Source organism: Marinobacter sp. GH_1, assembly GCF_048595985.1.
In the GTDB taxonomy this organism is placed as follows: Bacteria; Pseudomonadota; Gammaproteobacteria; order Pseudomonadales; family Oleiphilaceae; genus Marinobacter; species Marinobacter shengliensis.
In genome coordinates, this window is record NZ_CP184460.1 from 1,678,807 (window position 1) to 1,693,932 (window position 15,126).

The 15,126-nt window shown below is 57.0% G+C and carries 16 protein-coding genes; 10 read left to right on the plus strand and 6 right to left on the minus strand.

Features of this window, described 5'->3' with window-relative positions; translation table 11 throughout:
- The first annotated feature begins 4 nt into the window (after positions 1-4).
- The 9 genes from ACNSOI_RS07690 to sthA all read left to right on the plus strand — a co-directional run bounded on the left by ACNSOI_RS07690 (position 5) and on the right by sthA (position 8,662).
- Entirely contained in the window at positions 5-1,351 is a 1,347-nt protein-coding gene (locus ACNSOI_RS07690) for a Na(+)-translocating NADH-quinone reductase subunit A (RefSeq protein ID WP_420195499.1), read from the plus strand.
- Between the two features lie 4 nt (positions 1,352-1,355).
- Positions 1,356-2,564 (plus strand): NADH:ubiquinone reductase (Na(+)-transporting) subunit B, encoded by a 1,209-nt coding sequence (locus tag ACNSOI_RS07695; protein WP_072677624.1) that lies wholly within the window; start codon positions 1,356-1,358, stop codon positions 2,562-2,564.
- A complete protein-coding gene (locus ACNSOI_RS07700) occupies positions 2,557-3,351 on the plus strand; it encodes a Na(+)-translocating NADH-quinone reductase subunit C (protein ID WP_061331857.1) in 795 nt (264 codons plus the stop codon). Before ACNSOI_RS07695 ends, ACNSOI_RS07700 begins: the two co-directional genes overlap by 8 nt.
- Positions 3,352-3,353: 2 nt before the next feature.
- Positions 3,354-4,019, plus strand: a complete 666-nt coding sequence (locus ACNSOI_RS07705) for an NADH:ubiquinone reductase (Na(+)-transporting) subunit D (RefSeq protein WP_058090112.1) — start codon at positions 3,354-3,356, stop codon at positions 4,017-4,019.
- Positions 4,019-4,627, plus strand: a complete 609-nt coding sequence (gene nqrE / locus ACNSOI_RS07710) for an NADH:ubiquinone reductase (Na(+)-transporting) subunit E (RefSeq protein ID WP_072677623.1) — start codon at positions 4,019-4,021, stop codon at positions 4,625-4,627. The genes ACNSOI_RS07705 and nqrE overlap by 1 nt, the downstream gene beginning before the upstream one ends.
- 41 nt (positions 4,628-4,668) lie before the next feature.
- A complete protein-coding gene (nqrF, locus tag ACNSOI_RS07715; protein ID WP_061331858.1) occupies positions 4,669-5,895 on the plus strand; it encodes an NADH:ubiquinone reductase (Na(+)-transporting) subunit F in 1,227 nt (408 codons plus the stop codon).
- Positions 5,896-5,904: 9 nt separating this feature from the next.
- Positions 5,905-6,954 carry an FAD:protein FMN transferase gene (locus ACNSOI_RS07720; RefSeq protein ID WP_420195500.1) on the plus strand — a complete coding sequence of 350 codons (1,050 nt, stop codon included), beginning with the start codon at positions 5,905-5,907 and terminating at the stop codon, positions 6,952-6,954.
- Positions 6,955-6,965: 11 nt separating this feature from the next.
- Entirely contained in the window at positions 6,966-7,208 is a 243-nt protein-coding gene (gene nqrM, locus ACNSOI_RS07725; protein WP_058090108.1) for a (Na+)-NQR maturation NqrM, read from the plus strand.
- 62 nt (positions 7,209-7,270) lie between these two features.
- Entirely contained in the window at positions 7,271-8,662 is a 1,392-nt protein-coding gene (gene sthA, locus ACNSOI_RS07730) for a Si-specific NAD(P)(+) transhydrogenase (protein WP_061331861.1), read from the plus strand.
- A 28-nt stretch (positions 8,663-8,690) separates the two neighbouring features.
- On the opposite strand, the gene ACNSOI_RS07735 is transcribed toward sthA, so the two are convergent.
- From ACNSOI_RS07735 to dusA, 5 genes are all read right to left on the minus strand, one after another.
- On the minus strand, positions 8,691-9,464 hold the full coding sequence (locus tag ACNSOI_RS07735) for a glycerophosphodiester phosphodiesterase (protein WP_420195501.1): 774 nt from the start codon (positions 9,462-9,464) through the stop codon (positions 8,691-8,693).
- Positions 9,461-10,588, minus strand: coding sequence for a 3-deoxy-7-phosphoheptulonate synthase (locus ACNSOI_RS07740; RefSeq protein WP_342632245.1), 1,128 nt, complete (start codon positions 10,586-10,588; stop codon positions 9,461-9,463). The genes ACNSOI_RS07735 and ACNSOI_RS07740 overlap by 4 nt, the downstream gene beginning before the upstream one ends.
- A 15-nt stretch (positions 10,589-10,603) precedes the next feature.
- Positions 10,604-11,053 carry a TerB family tellurite resistance protein gene (locus ACNSOI_RS07745; protein WP_420195502.1) on the minus strand — a complete coding sequence of 150 codons (450 nt, stop codon included), beginning with the start codon at positions 11,051-11,053 and terminating at the stop codon, positions 10,604-10,606.
- Positions 11,054-11,086: 33 nt separating this feature from the next.
- Entirely contained in the window at positions 11,087-12,055 is a 969-nt protein-coding gene (gene tal, locus ACNSOI_RS07750) for a transaldolase (protein ID WP_420195503.1), read from the minus strand.
- 119 nt (positions 12,056-12,174) lie between these two features.
- Positions 12,175-13,203, minus strand: coding sequence for a tRNA dihydrouridine(20/20a) synthase DusA (gene dusA, locus ACNSOI_RS07755; protein ID WP_420195504.1), 1,029 nt, complete (start codon positions 13,201-13,203; stop codon positions 12,175-12,177).
- Positions 13,204-13,431: 228 nt separating this feature from the next.
- Here dusA and ACNSOI_RS07760 point away from each other — a divergent pair, with 228 nt between their 5' ends.
- A complete protein-coding gene (locus tag ACNSOI_RS07760; RefSeq protein ID WP_420195505.1) occupies positions 13,432-14,286 on the plus strand; it encodes a putative RNA methyltransferase in 855 nt (284 codons plus the stop codon).
- On the opposite strand, the gene ACNSOI_RS07765 is transcribed toward ACNSOI_RS07760, so the two are convergent.
- On the minus strand, positions 14,283-15,011 hold the full coding sequence (locus tag ACNSOI_RS07765; RefSeq protein WP_342632250.1) for a DUF3581 family protein: 729 nt from the start codon (positions 15,009-15,011) through the stop codon (positions 14,283-14,285). The genes ACNSOI_RS07760 and ACNSOI_RS07765 overlap by 4 nt on opposite strands.
- Between the last annotated feature and the right edge of the window lie 115 nt (positions 15,012-15,126).

The following is a 15,126-nucleotide window of genomic DNA, read 5'->3' on the forward strand; positions in this document are numbered from 1 at the left end:
GCTAATGATCAAGATCAAAAAAGGCCTGGATCTTCCCATCAGCGGCGCTCCCGAACAGACCATTACTGACGGCAAACCGATTCGCCACGTGGCATTGATCGGCTTTGACTACAACGGCATGAAGCCGACGATGGCTGTGAAAGAGGGAGACCGTGTCAAGCGCGGTACGCTGCTGTTCACGGACAAGAAGACCGAAGGCGTTCGTTATACTTCACCGGCAGCCGGTGTAGTGAAAGAAATCAACCGCGGTGAGCGTCGCGTGTTCCAGTCTGTTGTCATCGAAGTGGATGGCGATGAGGCGGAAACCTATTCCCGCTACAGCGATTCCGATCTTGCCGGCCTGGAACGCCAGCAGGTAGTTGATAACCTGGTTGAATCCGGTCTGTGGACAGCGTTCCGCACCCGGCCTTACAGCAAGGTTCCGGAAATCGACTCCGCACCGAGCTCCATCTTTGTTTCTGTCATGGATACCAATCCGTTGGCAGCAGACCCTACCGTTATTATCGGCGAGAACAGCAAGGCGTTCGAAAAAGGCCTGACCATCATCTCCCGCCTGACCAACGGTAAGGTATTTGTGACCGGCAAACCCGGCTCCGACGTGTCTGTGCCAAAAGCAGACAACATCGAAGTACACCAGTTCGATGGTGTGCACCCTGCCGGTAATGTGGGCACCCATATCCACCACCTGGACCCGGTTTCAGCCAGCAAGACTGTCTGGAGCATCAATTATCAGGACGTGATCGATATCGCCAAACTGTTCGAGACCGGTGAAGTACCGGTTGAGCGCATTGTGGCCATCGGTGGCCCTAAAGCCCTGAAGCCCCGCCTGGTTCGTACCCGCCTGGGTGCCAGCCTGCCGGAACTGCTGGATGGCGAGATCGCCACTGACTGCGAAGTCCGCGCCATTTCAGGGTCGGTATTCGGCGGGCGTCGTGGTGATGGCCCCTGTGCCTACCTGGGCCGCTTTGCCAATCAGGTGTCGGTGCTGGAAGAAGGCACCAAGCGTGAGTTCATTGGCTGGCTGTCTCCGGGCACCAACAAGTTCTCGGTGCTGAACATCTACCTGTCCAAGCTGACCGGTGGCAAGCTGTTCAACTTCACCACCACCACCAACGGCAGTGAGCGTGCCATGGTGCCTGTCGGTGCCTATGAGCAGGTGATGCCGCTGGACATCCTGCCGACTCAGCTGCTGCGAGCACTGATTGTTGGCGATACCGAAGTGGCACAGAAGCTTGGCGCCCTGGAGCTGGATGAAGAAGATCTGGCGCTGTGCACCTTTGTGTGCCCCGGCAAATATGAATACGGTCCGATTCTCCGCGAGAACCTGACCCGAATCGAGATCGAGGGCTAATACGATGGCTATCCGACAGTTTCTCGATGGAATCGAGCATCATTTTGAAAAAGGTGGTAAGTACGAGCGCTGGTATGCCCTGTACGAAGCCGTTGATACCATTTTCTACACCCCTGGTAAAGTAACTTCCACCACGGCCCATGTGCGTGACGGCGTAGACCTCAAACGCATCATGATCACTGTATGGTTGTGTACTTTTCCTGCCATGTTCTTCGGTATGTGGAACATTGGTTTTCAGGCCAACAATTTTCTGGCAGCCAACCCGGATGCCATGATTGCCGACGGCGGCCTGCGTGAAGCCTTTATCACCGCCCTGGCCGTGACCGGCTCCGGTGCCGGCTGGTGGGACAACTTCGTCTACGGTATGGCCTACTTCATTCCCATCTATGCCGTCACCTTTGTGGTGGGTGGTTTCTGGGAAGTGCTGTTTGCCACCGTGCGTCGTCACGAAGTGAACGAAGGCTTCTTTGTAACCTCTGTACTGTTCGCACTGATCTGCCCGCCCACCATCCCTCTGTGGCAGGTGGCCCTGGGTATCACCTTCGGTGTGGTTATCGGTAAGGAAGTGTTCGGTGGTACCGGCAAGAACTTCCTGAACCCGGCCCTGACTGGTCGTGCCTTCCTGTATTTTGCCTATCCCGCGCAGATTTCCGGCGACACTGTCTGGACTGCAGTTGATGGCTTCAGTGGCGCAACGGCTCTGAGCTGGGCTGCCTCTGGCGGTCTGGAAGCACTGGAAACCCAGATCGGCTGGATGAATGCCTTCGTGGGTAACATTCAGGGTTCCATGGGTGAGACGTCCACCATTGCCATATTGATTGGTGGCCTGATTCTCCTGGCCATGAAGATCGCCTCCTATCGCATTGTCGGCGGGGTGTTGATCGGCATGATCGGTATGTCGTTGCTGTTGAACATTGTCGGGTCCGAGACTAACCCGATGTTTGCCATTCCGGCTCACTGGCACCTGGTTATGGGTGGCTTCGCCTTCGGCATGATGTTCATGGCAACAGACCCGGTATCCGCTGCGATGACCAATACCGGTCGCTGGATGTTTGGCATTCTGGTCGGTGTGATGACTATCCTCATCCGTGTGGTCAACCCGGCCTTTCCGGAAGGTATTATGCTGGCCATTCTGTTCGCCAACCTGTTCGCCCCGCTGATGGACCACTACGTGGTTCAGGCCAACATCAAACGGAGGCTCGCACGTGGCTAAGAAAAAAGAGACGGTCGGAAAGACCATTCAGGTCGCTTTCGCCCTATGTATCGTTTGCTCCGTGATTGTGTCTGCTGCAGCTGTATCCTTGCGCCCGCAGCAGGCCCTGAATCAGGAGCTGGACATCAAGTCCAACATCCTTCAGGCCGCCGGCATGGCTGAGCCTGGCGCCAATCGGGCCCGTATCGAAGAACTGTTTGGTCAGTTCGAGCCGCGCCTGGTTGACCTGCGTACTGGCCGGTTCACCACCCCGGAAGAGCTTGGCGTACCTGATGTACTGAGCTACAACCAGTACCGCGCTGCCGGTGATCCGAACATGTCTACCCGCCTGTCGGGTGAGCAAGACACCGCCAATCTGCGTCGTCGTGCCCACGCAGCCACCGTTTACATCCTCGAGGAGGATGGCGAGCTGGTTCGTGTGGTGCTGCCGGTTCACGGCCCCGGTCTTTGGTCCACCCTTTACGGATTTATTTCACTGGAAGGTGATCTGAATACCATCGAAGGCCTAGGCTTCTATGACCACGCGGAAACGCCTGGTCTTGGCGGTGAGGTAGACAACCCCCGCTGGAAAAGCCAGTGGGTTGGCCAGAAGATCTACGGTGACGACAAGAGTGAGCCCCAGATCCGCCTGATCAAAGGCGGTGCCAATCCGGACAGCGAGCATCAGATTGATTCCCTGTCTGGTGCAACGCTGACGGCTCGCGGTGTCGAGAACCTGATCAACTTCTGGATGGGCGAGAACGGTTTCGCGCCGTTCCTGAAAAATCTGCGCGACGGGGAGGCCTGATCATGTCTGACGTATCAGCCAAGAAGGTTCTTTTTGAACCGATTTTCAGTAACAACCCCATCGCCCTGCAGATTCTTGGGATCTGTTCGGCGCTGGCGGTTACCACCAGCCTGAGCGTTACGCTGGTTATGTGTGCTTCGGTTATTGCGGTAACCGGGTTTTCAAACCTGGCGGTATCTCTGATTCGTACCCAGATTCCCAACAGCATTCGGATCATCGTACAGATGACCATCATTGCGTCGCTGGTAATCGTGGTCGACCAGGTGCTGAAAGCCTATGCCTATGAAATCAGCAAGCAGCTGTCGGTATTCGTTGGTCTGATCATCACCAACTGTATCGTTATGGGCCGGGCCGAGGGCTTTGCCATGCAGAACCCGCCGATGCTGAGCTTCCTGGATGGTATCGGTAATGGTCTGGGTTACTCCATTGCGATCCTGTTCGTGGCGTTCTTCCGTGAGCTGTTCGGCTCTGGTGAACTGCTTGGTTTCACCATCCTGGCCTCGGTTAACGATGGTGGCTGGTATGTGCCGAACGGCATGATGCTGCTGCCGCCGAGCGCATTCTTTATCATCGGTCTGGGCATCTGGGCACTGCGTACCTGGAAGCCGGATCAGGTTGAAGAGCCTGATTTCAAGATGTCAGCCCATAAAACCCGGGAGGCCTTCTAATGGATCATTATCTGAGTCTTCTGGTTACGGCCATTTTCGTTGAAAACCTGGCGTTGGCGTTCTTCCTGGGGATGTGTACCTTCCTGGCGATCTCCAAAAAGGTAGAAGCGGCGATTGGCCTGGGTATTGCGGTGGTTGTTGTACTGACTCTGTCCGTGCCAGTGAACAACCTGATCTTCAATACCGTTCTGCGTGAAGGTGCCCTGTCCTGGGCGGGGCTGCCAGATGTGGATCTGAGCTTCCTGGGACTGCTGACCTACATCGGTGTTATTGCGGCACTGGTGCAGATTCTTGAGATGGTTCTCGACAAGTACATCCCGTCGCTGTACGCAGCGCTGGGTGTATTCCTGCCGCTGATCACCGTTAACTGCGCAATCCTGGGTGCGTCACTGTTCATGGTTGAGCGTGACTACAACTTTGGTGAGAGTGTGGTGTACGGCTTTGGCGCCGGCGTGGGCTGGGCCCTCGCCATTGGTGCCCTGGCGGGTATCCGCGAGAAGCTCAAGTACAGTGATGTTCCCAACGGCCTGCGTGGCCTTGGTATTACCTTCATCACTGTCGGCCTGATGTCGCTCGGCTTTATGTCGTTCTCCGGCATCTCGCTGTAATGCGCACCCGGATCATCGGATAACTACGAGAAGGCGAGACCATGAATACCGAAATTATTCTTGGCGTGGTCATGTTTACCGTCATCGTGCTTGCACTGGTGGCGGTGATCCTGGCAGCGCGCTCAAAACTGGTCAGCACCGGCGACGTCACCATTGAAATCAATGACGACCCGGAACACACCATGAAAACGGAAGCAGGTGGAAAACTGCTGAACACCTTGGCGGGCAACGGCATTTTCCTGTCGTCTGCCTGTGGTGGCGGTGGCACCTGCGCCCAGTGTAAATGCAAGGTTCTGGAAGGTGGCGGCGCCATGCTGCCCACTGAAAAGACCCACTTCACCAACCGTGAAGAAAAAGAAGGCTGGCGCCTGTCGTGCCAGGTTCCTGTGAAACAGGACATGAAGATCGAAGTACCGGAAGAGTTCTTTGGCGTGAAGAAGTGGGAGTGCGAGGTGGTGTCTAACCACAACGTGGCCACCTTCATCAAAGAACTGGTACTGAAGCTACCGGAAGGCGAGGAAGTGGACTTCCGCGCTGGTGGCTACGTGCAGCTGGAGTGCCCTCCCTACGAAATCGATTTCAAGGACTTCGATATCGAGGAAGAGTTCCACGAAGACTGGGACAAGCACGATATCTGGCGCTATAAGGCGATCAACAAGGAAGACACCATCCGTGCCTACTCCATGGCGAACTACCCGGAAGAGAAGGGTCTTCTGAAGTTCAACATCCGTATTGCGACACCGCCTCCGGGAACCAATCACCCGCCAGGCATCATGTCCAGCTACGTGTTCAACCTGAAGCCGGGTGACAAGGTCACTGTAATGGGGCCATTCGGTGAATTCTTCGCCAAGAAGACCGACGCGGAAATGGTGTTCATCGGTGGTGGTGCCGGTATGGCGCCCATGCGCTCCCATATCTTTGACCAGCTCAAGCGCCTGAATTCCAAGCGTAAGATCAGCTTCTGGTATGGTGCCCGCAGTGTGCGCGAGATGTTCTATGTGGAAGACTTTGACGGTCTGGCCGCCGAGAACGAGAACTTTGAGTGGCATTGTGCCCTGTCAGATCCGCTTCCGACTGACGACTGGGATGGCCCTACCGGCTTTATCCATAACGTGTTGTACGAAAACTATCTGAAGGACCACCCGGCTCCGGAAGACTGTGAGTTCTACATGTGTGGGCCCCCAATCATGAACGCGTCCGTTATCAAGATGCTGAAAGATCTTGGTGTTGAGGATGAAAACATCATGCTGGATGATTTCGGAGGTTAATAGGCTCAGATGACATCCCGCATGTTTGGACCCGTCAGGGTGGTTGTGATCAGCGTCTTTATGACGCTGATCATGGCTGCCCTGGCGGGTTGCTCGTTTCAGGAAAAGGAAAAAGTCTGGGAGATTTCCGGAGGTATCTTCGGAACGACCTATCACATAAACGTCGTATTGCCAGAAGACAGGGAACGCCTGCAGACTCTGGCTCAGGGTATTCAGAAAGAGTTGGACGCGGTGGATGCGTCCATGTCGACCTGGAAGCAGGATTCCGAGTTGTCACGTTTGAATCGCAAACAGGACCAGTCGGAGTGGACGGAGCTTTCCCCCGCTTTGTTTGAAGTGATACAGCGCTCCATTGAAATTGCCGAACTGTCCGATGGGGCGTTTGATATCACTATTGGCCCTGTGGTCAATCTCTGGGGCTTTGGCCCTGATGCGAGGCCTGAGACCGTGCCACCGGATGCGGTGCTTGAGGAAGCGTTGGCAGGCATCGGATACCGTTATCTGGAGCTGAACGCCGAAACCATGGCTTTGCGGAGTGCCAAGCCCCAGTACATCGACTTATCCGGGATTGCCAAAGGCTATGGCGTCGATGTGGTGGCCCGTTACCTGGACCGTGAAGGTGTGCAGGCGTACCTTGTTGAGATAGGTGGTGAGGTGAGGGTGAATGGCCGTAAGCCCGACGGCGGCGCTTGGCGCCTGGCGATTGAACAGCCATCGGAGGGCGCGCGTCAGGTTAATAAGATTGTCGCGATGGACCAGCATGCGATGGCAACCTCCGGTGACTATCGTAACTATTACGAATCGGATGGTCAGCGTTACTCGCATACAATAGACCCATCGACCGGTAAGCCGATCACCAACCGGTTGGCGTCTGTGACGGTGATTACCGAAGACAGCATGACCGCCGACGCGCTGGCCACCGCATTTACCGTGATGGGGTATGAGCGGGCACGGGCGCTGGCAACGCGGGAAAATATTCCCGCTTATTTCATTGTACGAGGTGAGAGCGGCTTTGAGGTGCATGAAACACCGGCTTTCTCTTCCTTCGTGGTTCAGTAAAGGAGGTCAGTATGGGTACCTTTCTTCTCGTTTTGTTCATTGTGGGCATTCTGATTGCAGGCATGTCGATTGGCGTCATCTTTGGCCGTAAGCCCATCAGCGGCACCTGCGGTGGAATTGGTGCCCTGGGCATCAGCCAGTCCTGTGATATTTGTGGCGGTAACACGCAGAAGTGTGAGGAAAGCCGCAGCGAGACCGGGGCCTCTGAGAAAGCGGAAGACCTGGCCTACGACGCCTCGCGCACAGAAAAGTAAGCGACACTCATCAATAAATAAAACTACGCATTTTATGGCGTAGATAAGGAGTCACTGCGCACATGGCAGAGCATCATTACGACGTCGTCGTTATTGGCGCCGGCCCTTCCGGTGAAGGGGCGGCAATGAACGCGGCCAAGCACAACAAGCGAGTCGCCATCATTGAAGACAAACCGACGGTGGGCGGTAACTGCACGCACTGGGGCACCATTCCATCCAAGGCGCTGCGTCACTCGGTGAAGCAGATCATCACCTTCAACACCAATCAGATGTTCCGGGATATCGGCGAACCGCGCTGGTTTTCCTTCCCGAGGGTGTTGCAGAACGCGCAGAAGGTGATCGGCAAGCAGGTAAAGCTGCGCACTCAGTTCTATTCCCGTAACCGGGTAGACCTGATCAATGGCCGTGCATCGTTTGTAGACACGCATCGGCTGGAAATCCGCGGTAACAAGTCGGTTGAGACTATCCACTTCAAGCAGGCCATTATTGCTACCGGCTCCCGTCCGTATCTGCCGCCCGATGTGGATTTCCGCCATCACCGGATTTACAACTCTGACTCCATCCTGAACCTGTCTCACACCCCGCGCACCCTCATTATCTATGGCGCCGGTGTTATCGGTTCCGAGTACGCCTCCATTTTTGCCGGGCTGGGTGTAAAGGTTGACCTGATCAACCCTGGCAGTCGCCTGTTGTCATTCCTGGACGACGAAATCTCCGATGCGCTCAGCTACCACCTTCGCAACAACGGTGTGCTGGTTCGCCATAACGAGCAATACGAATCGGTGAAAGGCGACGACCACGGTGTGGTACTTTCACTGCAGTCTGGTAAGAAAATTCGCGCCGATGCCTTCCTCTGGTGCAACGGGCGAAGTGGTAACACGGAAAACCTTGGGTTGGAGAATGTGGGCCTGGTGCCCAATGGTCGCGGCCAGTTGGCAGTGGATGACCACTACCGTACCGAGGTGGACCACATCTACGCGGCGGGCGATGTGATTGGCTGGCCGAGCCTGGCCAGTGCAGCCTATGACCAGGGCCGTGCGGCTTCGTCAGACATCACCCAGGACGAGTATTTCCGATACGTAGATGATGTGCCCACGGGTATCTATACCATTCCTGAAATCAGCTCCGTAGGTAAAACCGAGCGGGAGCTGACAGAAGCCAAAGTGCCATACGATGTTGGTCAGGCTTTCTTCAAGGACCTGGCGCGGGCACAGATAACGGGTGAAGCGGTGGGCATGCTGAAGATTCTGTTCCACCGGGAAACCCGGGAGATCCTGGGGATTCACTGCTTTGGTGACCAGGCGGCCGAGATTGTGCACATCGGCCAGGCGATCATGAACCAGAAAGGGGAGGCGAACTCCCTGAACTACTTCATCAATACCACCTTCAACTACCCGACCATGGCGGAAGCCTATCGGGTGGCGGCATTGAACGGCCTGAACCGGATCTTCTAATCCGGTCAGTTCCGTACCCGAGCCGGTATTACGCCGGCTCGGGCATTCCTTCCTTCGCTGGCAAGCTCAGAACGGCTCTGGCGCGGTTATCGAAGAACATCCGTGTGCTTGTGGGGTAGTCGGTAATAATGCTGTCTACGCCCATCTCTTCCAGCTTCAGCATGTCGTGAATGCGGTTCACCGTCCAGGTGGACACATGCATATTACGCTTGTGGGCCTGGGCAACCATGTCGGCATTGAGAATCTTCCAGTTCGCGCAGAAATACTCACAGCCCAGCCGGGTAGCCAGGTTCAGCGGCTTGGGGAACTTCCGCTCGGCCACAAGGCCAATCCGGAGGTTCTTGTCACGGCGCCTCAGTTCCCTGAGGAACCAGGGATCGGATGAGGTAATGGCGGCGGTCTGGTAAAGGTTCCGGCGCTGGATAACTTCTGTCAGGCGGTTGCAAAGTATGTTCAGGCGGGCCCGGTTGTCCTTCTTCACTTCCAGTTGCAGGTGCTCCAGATCGTCGAACTGGTCGAGCAGGTTTTCGAGAGTGGGAATGCCCGTTTTGCGGGGCCAGGCGCTGGTGTTGCGCCGAGCGTCCATGTCGGCCAGCTCAGCGGCCGTGTAATGGCCGACATTGCCCTTCTGCCCGGTAGTCCGATCTACCGTCAGGTCGTGTACCAGCACTGGCACGCCGTCTTTTGACAGCACCAGGTCCAGCTCGAAGTGCCGGATACCATGCCGATAGGCATGGATAAAACCGGGCATGGTATTTTCTGGAGCCTCACCTTTGGCTCCGCGGTGACCATAAACGATCATTCTGCAGCACTATCCTTGAGGGTCTGGTAAATAGCCTGGCGTTTCTTCCAGGTGTCATGACACAGGCGTATATCTTCCAGGTACGCCGGCAACTCTTTCATCAGCAGGGCCTGGGGGCCGTCAACCAGGGCTTTCTCCGGTTTCGGGTGGAAGTCTACCAGCACCATGTTGGCGCCGGCGATCACGCCCTGAGCGGTGGCGTGCATCACGTCCAGAATACCATCCGGTGAGCGGTCCCGGCTGCCCACGGAGTGGGACGGGTCTACACACACCGGCATGCGCGTCAGGCGCTTTACCGCTGGTACATGGGCGAAATCCACCATATTGCGGTGCGGCTGGCCGGCTTCGGTTTTCATGCCCCTCAGGCAGAAAATCACGTTGGCGTTGCCCTCACTGGCCAGGTACTCCGCGGCGTTCAGCGACTCGTTCAGGGTAATACCAAAACCGCGCTTGAGCAGTGCCGGGTAGGTTTTCTGCCGGCCTATGGCTTTGAGCAACTCGAAGTTCTGGGTATTCCGGGTGCCAATCTGCAGCATCACGCCGGTGGGCCGGCCCAGTTTCTCCAGGCAGGTGTCGATTTCTTCGATATGGCTCTCGTGGGTGATCTCCATGGCAATCACCTTGATGCCATGCTTGCCGGCTTTCTCGAAGACCCAGGGCAGGCAGCCCTTGCCGTGCCCCTGGAACGAGTATGGATTGGTGCGCGGCTTGTAGGCGCCCATACGGGTGCAGACCTCGCCATTGTCCTCCAGTGCCTGCATCATCTGCTCAACGTGCTCGGGCACGTCAACTGCACACAGGCCGGCAAAGATGTTCAGGTTGTTCTGGCTGAACTCGACGCCGTTGTAGGTGAAACCGCTCTGGCGGTGATCGTCTTTGTGGCGGCCCAGAATGCGGTAGTCATCAGAAATTCGGATGGCCCGCTCCACAGCGGGTAGCGCTTCAATCTCTTCCTTGCTCAGGGTTTTGGTGTCGCCCAGCAGATAAATCTCCGTCAGCCGCTGGCTGGCGCCTTGAATCTCGTGTACGCGAACACTGACACCGGGCAGGTTTTCCAGGTAATGCATGGTCTGGCGGTAGGCTTCGCTGTCCAGTTCTGTGTTGGGGTGAAGAATGGCTAACATGAAATCTCCTTGGGGTTAACCGGCGGCGTCTTCCGCCCTGTGCCTGGCCTGCATGAATTCCCGATGATTAAGATGCAGCAAGTCCGCAATCCGGCGAATAAGGTGTTCTTCGTATTTGTCGATACGGCCGTCTGCCAGGGCTACCCGCCAGATACTCTCCAGCAGGGCCTGTTTCTGGGGCTGGTCAAAGTGGTCGTTGATCTGTCCGGTGAACTCATACAACGACGTGGAATCCTCTGCGTGTGCCAGGGCGTCGGCAAGAATCTCTTCCGCTTCTTCCCGGGTAACCTGATGGGCCTGAACGGCGAAATCGACAATAATCTTCAGCTCGCGCTCGTCCTCGTGATTGTCGACACGGGCAAGCTGCACCATCAGGGCTGTGGCAGCCACCGCCAGTTGGTGAGCGTCGGTTTGCACAGGCTCGGATTCCGGCACTGCAAACAGTTTTTTCAGGCGATCAATCATACAGCGCCCCTTGGGTAAAGGTTGGGGTGTTGATCAGGCAGCCTCGGTCGCTAACTGTCGCACCCGGCTTTCCAGTTCAATCTGGTCTGCGGCAAACCGGCGAATGCCATCAGCCAGTTTCTCGGTGGCCATGGCATCCTCGTTGGATTCCCAGCGGAACCGCTTCTCGTCCACGTGGTACGGTTTGTCGGCGGTGCTTGCGCTGCCCGCGTTCAGTTGCTGGGGTAATTCGCCATGATCGTCTTTCAGCTCCTGCAAAAGGGCAGGGCTGATGGTCAGGCGATCGCAGCCGGCCAGCATTTCAATCTCGCCAGTATTGCGGAAGCTCGCCCCCATCACCACGGTATTGAAGCCATTGGCCTTGTAGTAATTATAGATGCGGGTGACCGATTGCACGCCCGGGTCTTCCGCCGCCGGGTAGCTGTCGCGGCCAGTGCTGGCCAGGTGCCAGTCCAGAATGCGCCCGACAAACGGCGATATCAGATAGGCACCGGCTTCGGCGCAGGCGGCAGCCTGTACAAAGGAGAACAGCAGGGTCAGGTTACAGTGGATGCCTTCTTTTTCCAGCTGCTCAGCGGCGCGGATGCCTTCCCAGGTAGAGGCAATCTTGATCAGCACCCGGCTGGTGTCTACGCCCTGGCGGTCATAGTAGTCGATCAACCGGCGTGCGCGTTCCAGGGTGGCGGCGGTGTCAAACGACAGGCGGGCGTCTACTTCTGTGGAGACGACGCCGGGAATCAGGTTCAGGATTTCTTTACCGGCCAGCACCGCCAGCATGTCAGTGGCGATGGTCAGTTGTTCGGCGCCAGAGCCCCCGCGCTGGCTGGCGAAGGCGACGGCCTTGTCCAGCATCGGGCGGTAGGCTTCCGATGCTGCGGCTTTCAGCAGCAGTGAGGGGTTGGTGGTGGCATCTTGTGGCCGCCATTGGGCAATGGCGTCAAGGTCGCCGGTGTCGGCCACCACGGTGGTCATGGTCTTCAGTTGGTCCAGCTTGCTGTTCATTCGTCGTGTCGTCCCGGTTGTGCGGTGTTATGGCGGTATCCAGCTCCAGAATACCTTTGTAACCCCTACAATAACGGCAGCTTACGACAGGAACAAGACAACAAAAGGTATGGGGATGATCAACTTTCCGTAATGAGTTCCGGTTCCCTGACTTTGGCCAGAGCCTGCTCCACCACTTCCAGGCCGGAACCCGGCTTGTTGGCGTTCTCGCTCAGGTGCCGGCGGAACTGTCGCCCTCCTGGCTGGCCCAGGAACAGGCCCATGATATGGCGGGTAATGTGGGTCAGGTACACCCCGCGGTCCAGTTCCTGCTGGATAAACGGAAACATGGCGCGCAGGGCATCATGACGGCTGGTGGCAGCTGCCGGCTCACCAAAGAATTCGGTATCCACGTCGGCCAGTAGCCAGGGGTTGTGGTAGGCCTCCCGGCCCAGCATCACACCATCGGTATGGGCCAGGTGCTCGTGGCATTCATCAAAGGTTTTGATGCCGCCGTTGATGATGATTTCAAGATGAGGGTAGGCCTGTTTCAGACGGTACACCCAGTCGTACTTCAGCGGTGGGATATCGCGATTTTCCTTCGGGCTCAGGCCCTCCAGAATGGCAATGCGGGCGTGCACGATGAACGTCTTGCAGCCGGCGGCGGCAACGGTTTCGATAAACTCGCACAGCTCATCCCAGGATTCGCGGCCGTTGATGCCAATGCGGTGTTTGACGGTGACCGGCAGATCCGTGGCTTCTATCATCGCCGCCACACCTTCCGCCACCTTGTCCGGATGGCCCATCAGGCAAGCGCCGATCATGTTGTTCTGCACCCGATCACTGGGGCAGCCGACATTCAGGTTCACTTCATCAAAGCCAAACTGCTGAGCCAGCTTTGCGCAATGAGCCAACTCACCGGCATGGCTGCCACCAAGCTGCAGCGCCAGCGGGTATTCGGAAGGATCATGGCGCAGAAACCGCTCGGTATCCCCATGAATCAACGCCCCGGTGGTCACCATCTCGGTATACAGCAACGCCCGGCGGCTCAGAATCCGCGCCAGGTAGCGAAAATGCGGCGTGGTCCAATCCATCATCGGAGCCACACAGAAGCGGCGGGAAGGGCAGGAATCGGCGGCAAATGGAATCGGCGATGGAACAAAAGACATAGAGCTACCTGTAAACGGCAATGGCGCAGATCATACGAAAATCCAAGCGTTCTAGTTTATCAGGAATACCCCTAATAAGCAGGCTGCAAGGGGGCTCCCAGTGCCATCCCCGAATGTAACAAAATGTACCGGGGTCTGACCCCAGTACATTTGACCGGGCGAAATGTCTTGGGGTCTGACCCCAGCATGTATAATCCGCGGTGGATGAACCGGACAACAGGATATTGAATGACCATCACAGCCTTTGACGCCTTAGCCTGCCCCCTGGACGGCGCTGCCTTGCAGCGGGAGTCGGGTTCGTGGCGGTGTGCCAGTGGCCATAATTTTGATGTGGCGCGGCAGGGCTATGTGCATCTGTTGCCGGTGCAGAAGAAGCGTTCGCTGGACCCGGGTGACAGTAAGGTGATGGTGGCGGCACGCCAGCGTTTTCTTGAGGCAGGGTATTACCAGCCGATTGCCGAGGCGGTGTCGCGGGCAACGCTGGACGATGCGCCGGCCAGCACCACACTGAGTTGCCTGGATGCCGGTTGTGGTGAAGGCTATTACCTGCGACAACTGGCCCGGGCGGCGGGCGAGGAACGCGCCCTGGCGTTATTGGGTCTGGATATCTCGAAATGGGCAGTACTGGCGGCAGCCCGTGAAGACAAACGGCCGAGCTGGGTGGTGGGCAGTAATGCGAATCTGCCGGTGCTACCTGGCTCACTGGACCGTATTCTCTGTCTGTTTGGCTTTCCCGTGTACCCGGAATTCGGCCGTGTTCTCAAACCGGGCGGCAAGCTGATTCAGGTGGACGCAGGGCAGGATCACCTGCGGGAGCTGCGGGAAATTATCTATCCTGAAATCCGGAGCGAATCGAAGAAAGTGATGCCAGCCCCGGAAGGATTTCGCCGAGTGGCTTCGGAAGATGTTCGGTTTTCACTGCATCTGGCGGGGGCGGAGCCCATCGCAGACCTTCTGGCGATGACGCCCCATTTCTACCGGGCAAACGCGGAAGGCCGGGAGCGGGCGGCTGCCCTGAACTCCCTGTCACTCACGGTAGACGTTTGCCTGCACACCTTTGAGCGGGTTGCTGAGGGCGATTAATCTGCGTTTTCCATGCCCAGCCGGGTACCACGGGCCTTGAGCCGGTAAAACTCCTCAACAATACCAGCCATGGCCTCCGGGCAGTATTCCCGGAGCCCGCCCAGCATCAGGCGTTTGGACACTTCACCAACCGAGCTGCCATCGGACATCAGGTGGTATGACAGGGTCACGTTGCCGCGCTTGCCAGCTACTTCCAGATCCGCCTTGTTCAGCTCCAGCTCGGGCTGAAGGTTATCGTTCTGCTTGAGGGCCACGCTCATGCTCTCATACATCACCATGGGGCGGTCCGGGTTGAACATGACCCCGTGGGATTCCATCAGCGGTTTGAGCGTGTGGGGGAAGTTCTTGCCAGAGGCCGCCACGTAGGCGCGGGTGAAGTCATCAATCACTTGCTCGTCTCGGATTACCGCACCGCTGCGGCTCACTTCCAGGTAGACCTTGCCGGCTTCGTCGCAGACTTCGATGGTGTTATCACCGGTTTCCCGGAATTCCAGGGGAATTTCTGCCCCCAGCAGATTGCGGAATCGGAATGTCATGTTCTCTGATAACCCAAAGCGCCCGACCACAATGGCAAACAGCAGGTCACCAGGCACGCAGAAGCGGCGGGCGTCCGGATCGTGGATCGGGTTGAAGTCTCCGGCAATCTCTTTGGCAAAATGACTGGCCTGGGGCGCAGTAATAACAATGCGTCCGTCCTGGACGGTATAAAAACGTTCTGAAAGCATGGTGTACCTTTTACGGATCGCAGAGATGAGGGAACGAAATGTTTGTCGGTCCGCAGATTGATCCTGCCATTCTAAACGATTAAACGCCGCAGGGCCCTCCGGCTTTCGTACAATG

Coding starts and splice junctions, on each gene's coding strand:
- ACNSOI_RS07690 (WP_420195499.1), top strand. CDS start 5: ATGATCAAGATCAAAAAAGGCCTGGATCTTCCCATCAGCGGCGCTCCC.
- ACNSOI_RS07695 (WP_072677624.1), top strand. CDS start 1,356: ATGGCTATCCGACAGTTTCTCGATGGAATCGAGCATCATTTTGAAAAA.
- ACNSOI_RS07705 (WP_058090112.1), top strand. CDS start 3,354: ATGTCTGACGTATCAGCCAAGAAGGTTCTTTTTGAACCGATTTTCAGT.
- nqrE (WP_072677623.1), top strand. CDS start 4,019: ATGGATCATTATCTGAGTCTTCTGGTTACGGCCATTTTCGTTGAAAAC.
- nqrF (WP_061331858.1), top strand. CDS start 4,669: ATGAATACCGAAATTATTCTTGGCGTGGTCATGTTTACCGTCATCGTG.
- ACNSOI_RS07720 (WP_420195500.1), top strand. CDS start 5,905: ATGACATCCCGCATGTTTGGACCCGTCAGGGTGGTTGTGATCAGCGTC.
- nqrM (WP_058090108.1), top strand. CDS start 6,966: ATGGGTACCTTTCTTCTCGTTTTGTTCATTGTGGGCATTCTGATTGCA.
- sthA (WP_061331861.1), top strand. CDS start 7,271: ATGGCAGAGCATCATTACGACGTCGTCGTTATTGGCGCCGGCCCTTCC.
- ACNSOI_RS07735 (WP_420195501.1), bottom strand. CDS start 9,464: ATGATCGTTTATGGTCACCGCGGAGCCAAAGGTGAGGCTCCAGAAAAT.
- ACNSOI_RS07740 (WP_342632245.1), bottom strand. CDS start 10,588: ATGTTAGCCATTCTTCACCCCAACACAGAACTGGACAGCGAAGCCTAC.
- ACNSOI_RS07745 (WP_420195502.1), bottom strand. CDS start 11,053: ATGATTGATCGCCTGAAAAAACTGTTTGCAGTGCCGGAATCCGAGCCT.
- tal (WP_420195503.1), bottom strand. CDS start 12,055: ATGAACAGCAAGCTGGACCAACTGAAGACCATGACCACCGTGGTGGCC.
- dusA (WP_420195504.1), bottom strand. CDS start 13,203: ATGTCTTTTGTTCCATCGCCGATTCCATTTGCCGCCGATTCCTGCCCT.
- ACNSOI_RS07760 (WP_420195505.1), top strand. CDS start 13,432: ATGACCATCACAGCCTTTGACGCCTTAGCCTGCCCCCTGGACGGCGCT.
- ACNSOI_RS07765 (WP_342632250.1), bottom strand. CDS start 15,011: ATGCTTTCAGAACGTTTTTATACCGTCCAGGACGGACGCATTGTTATT.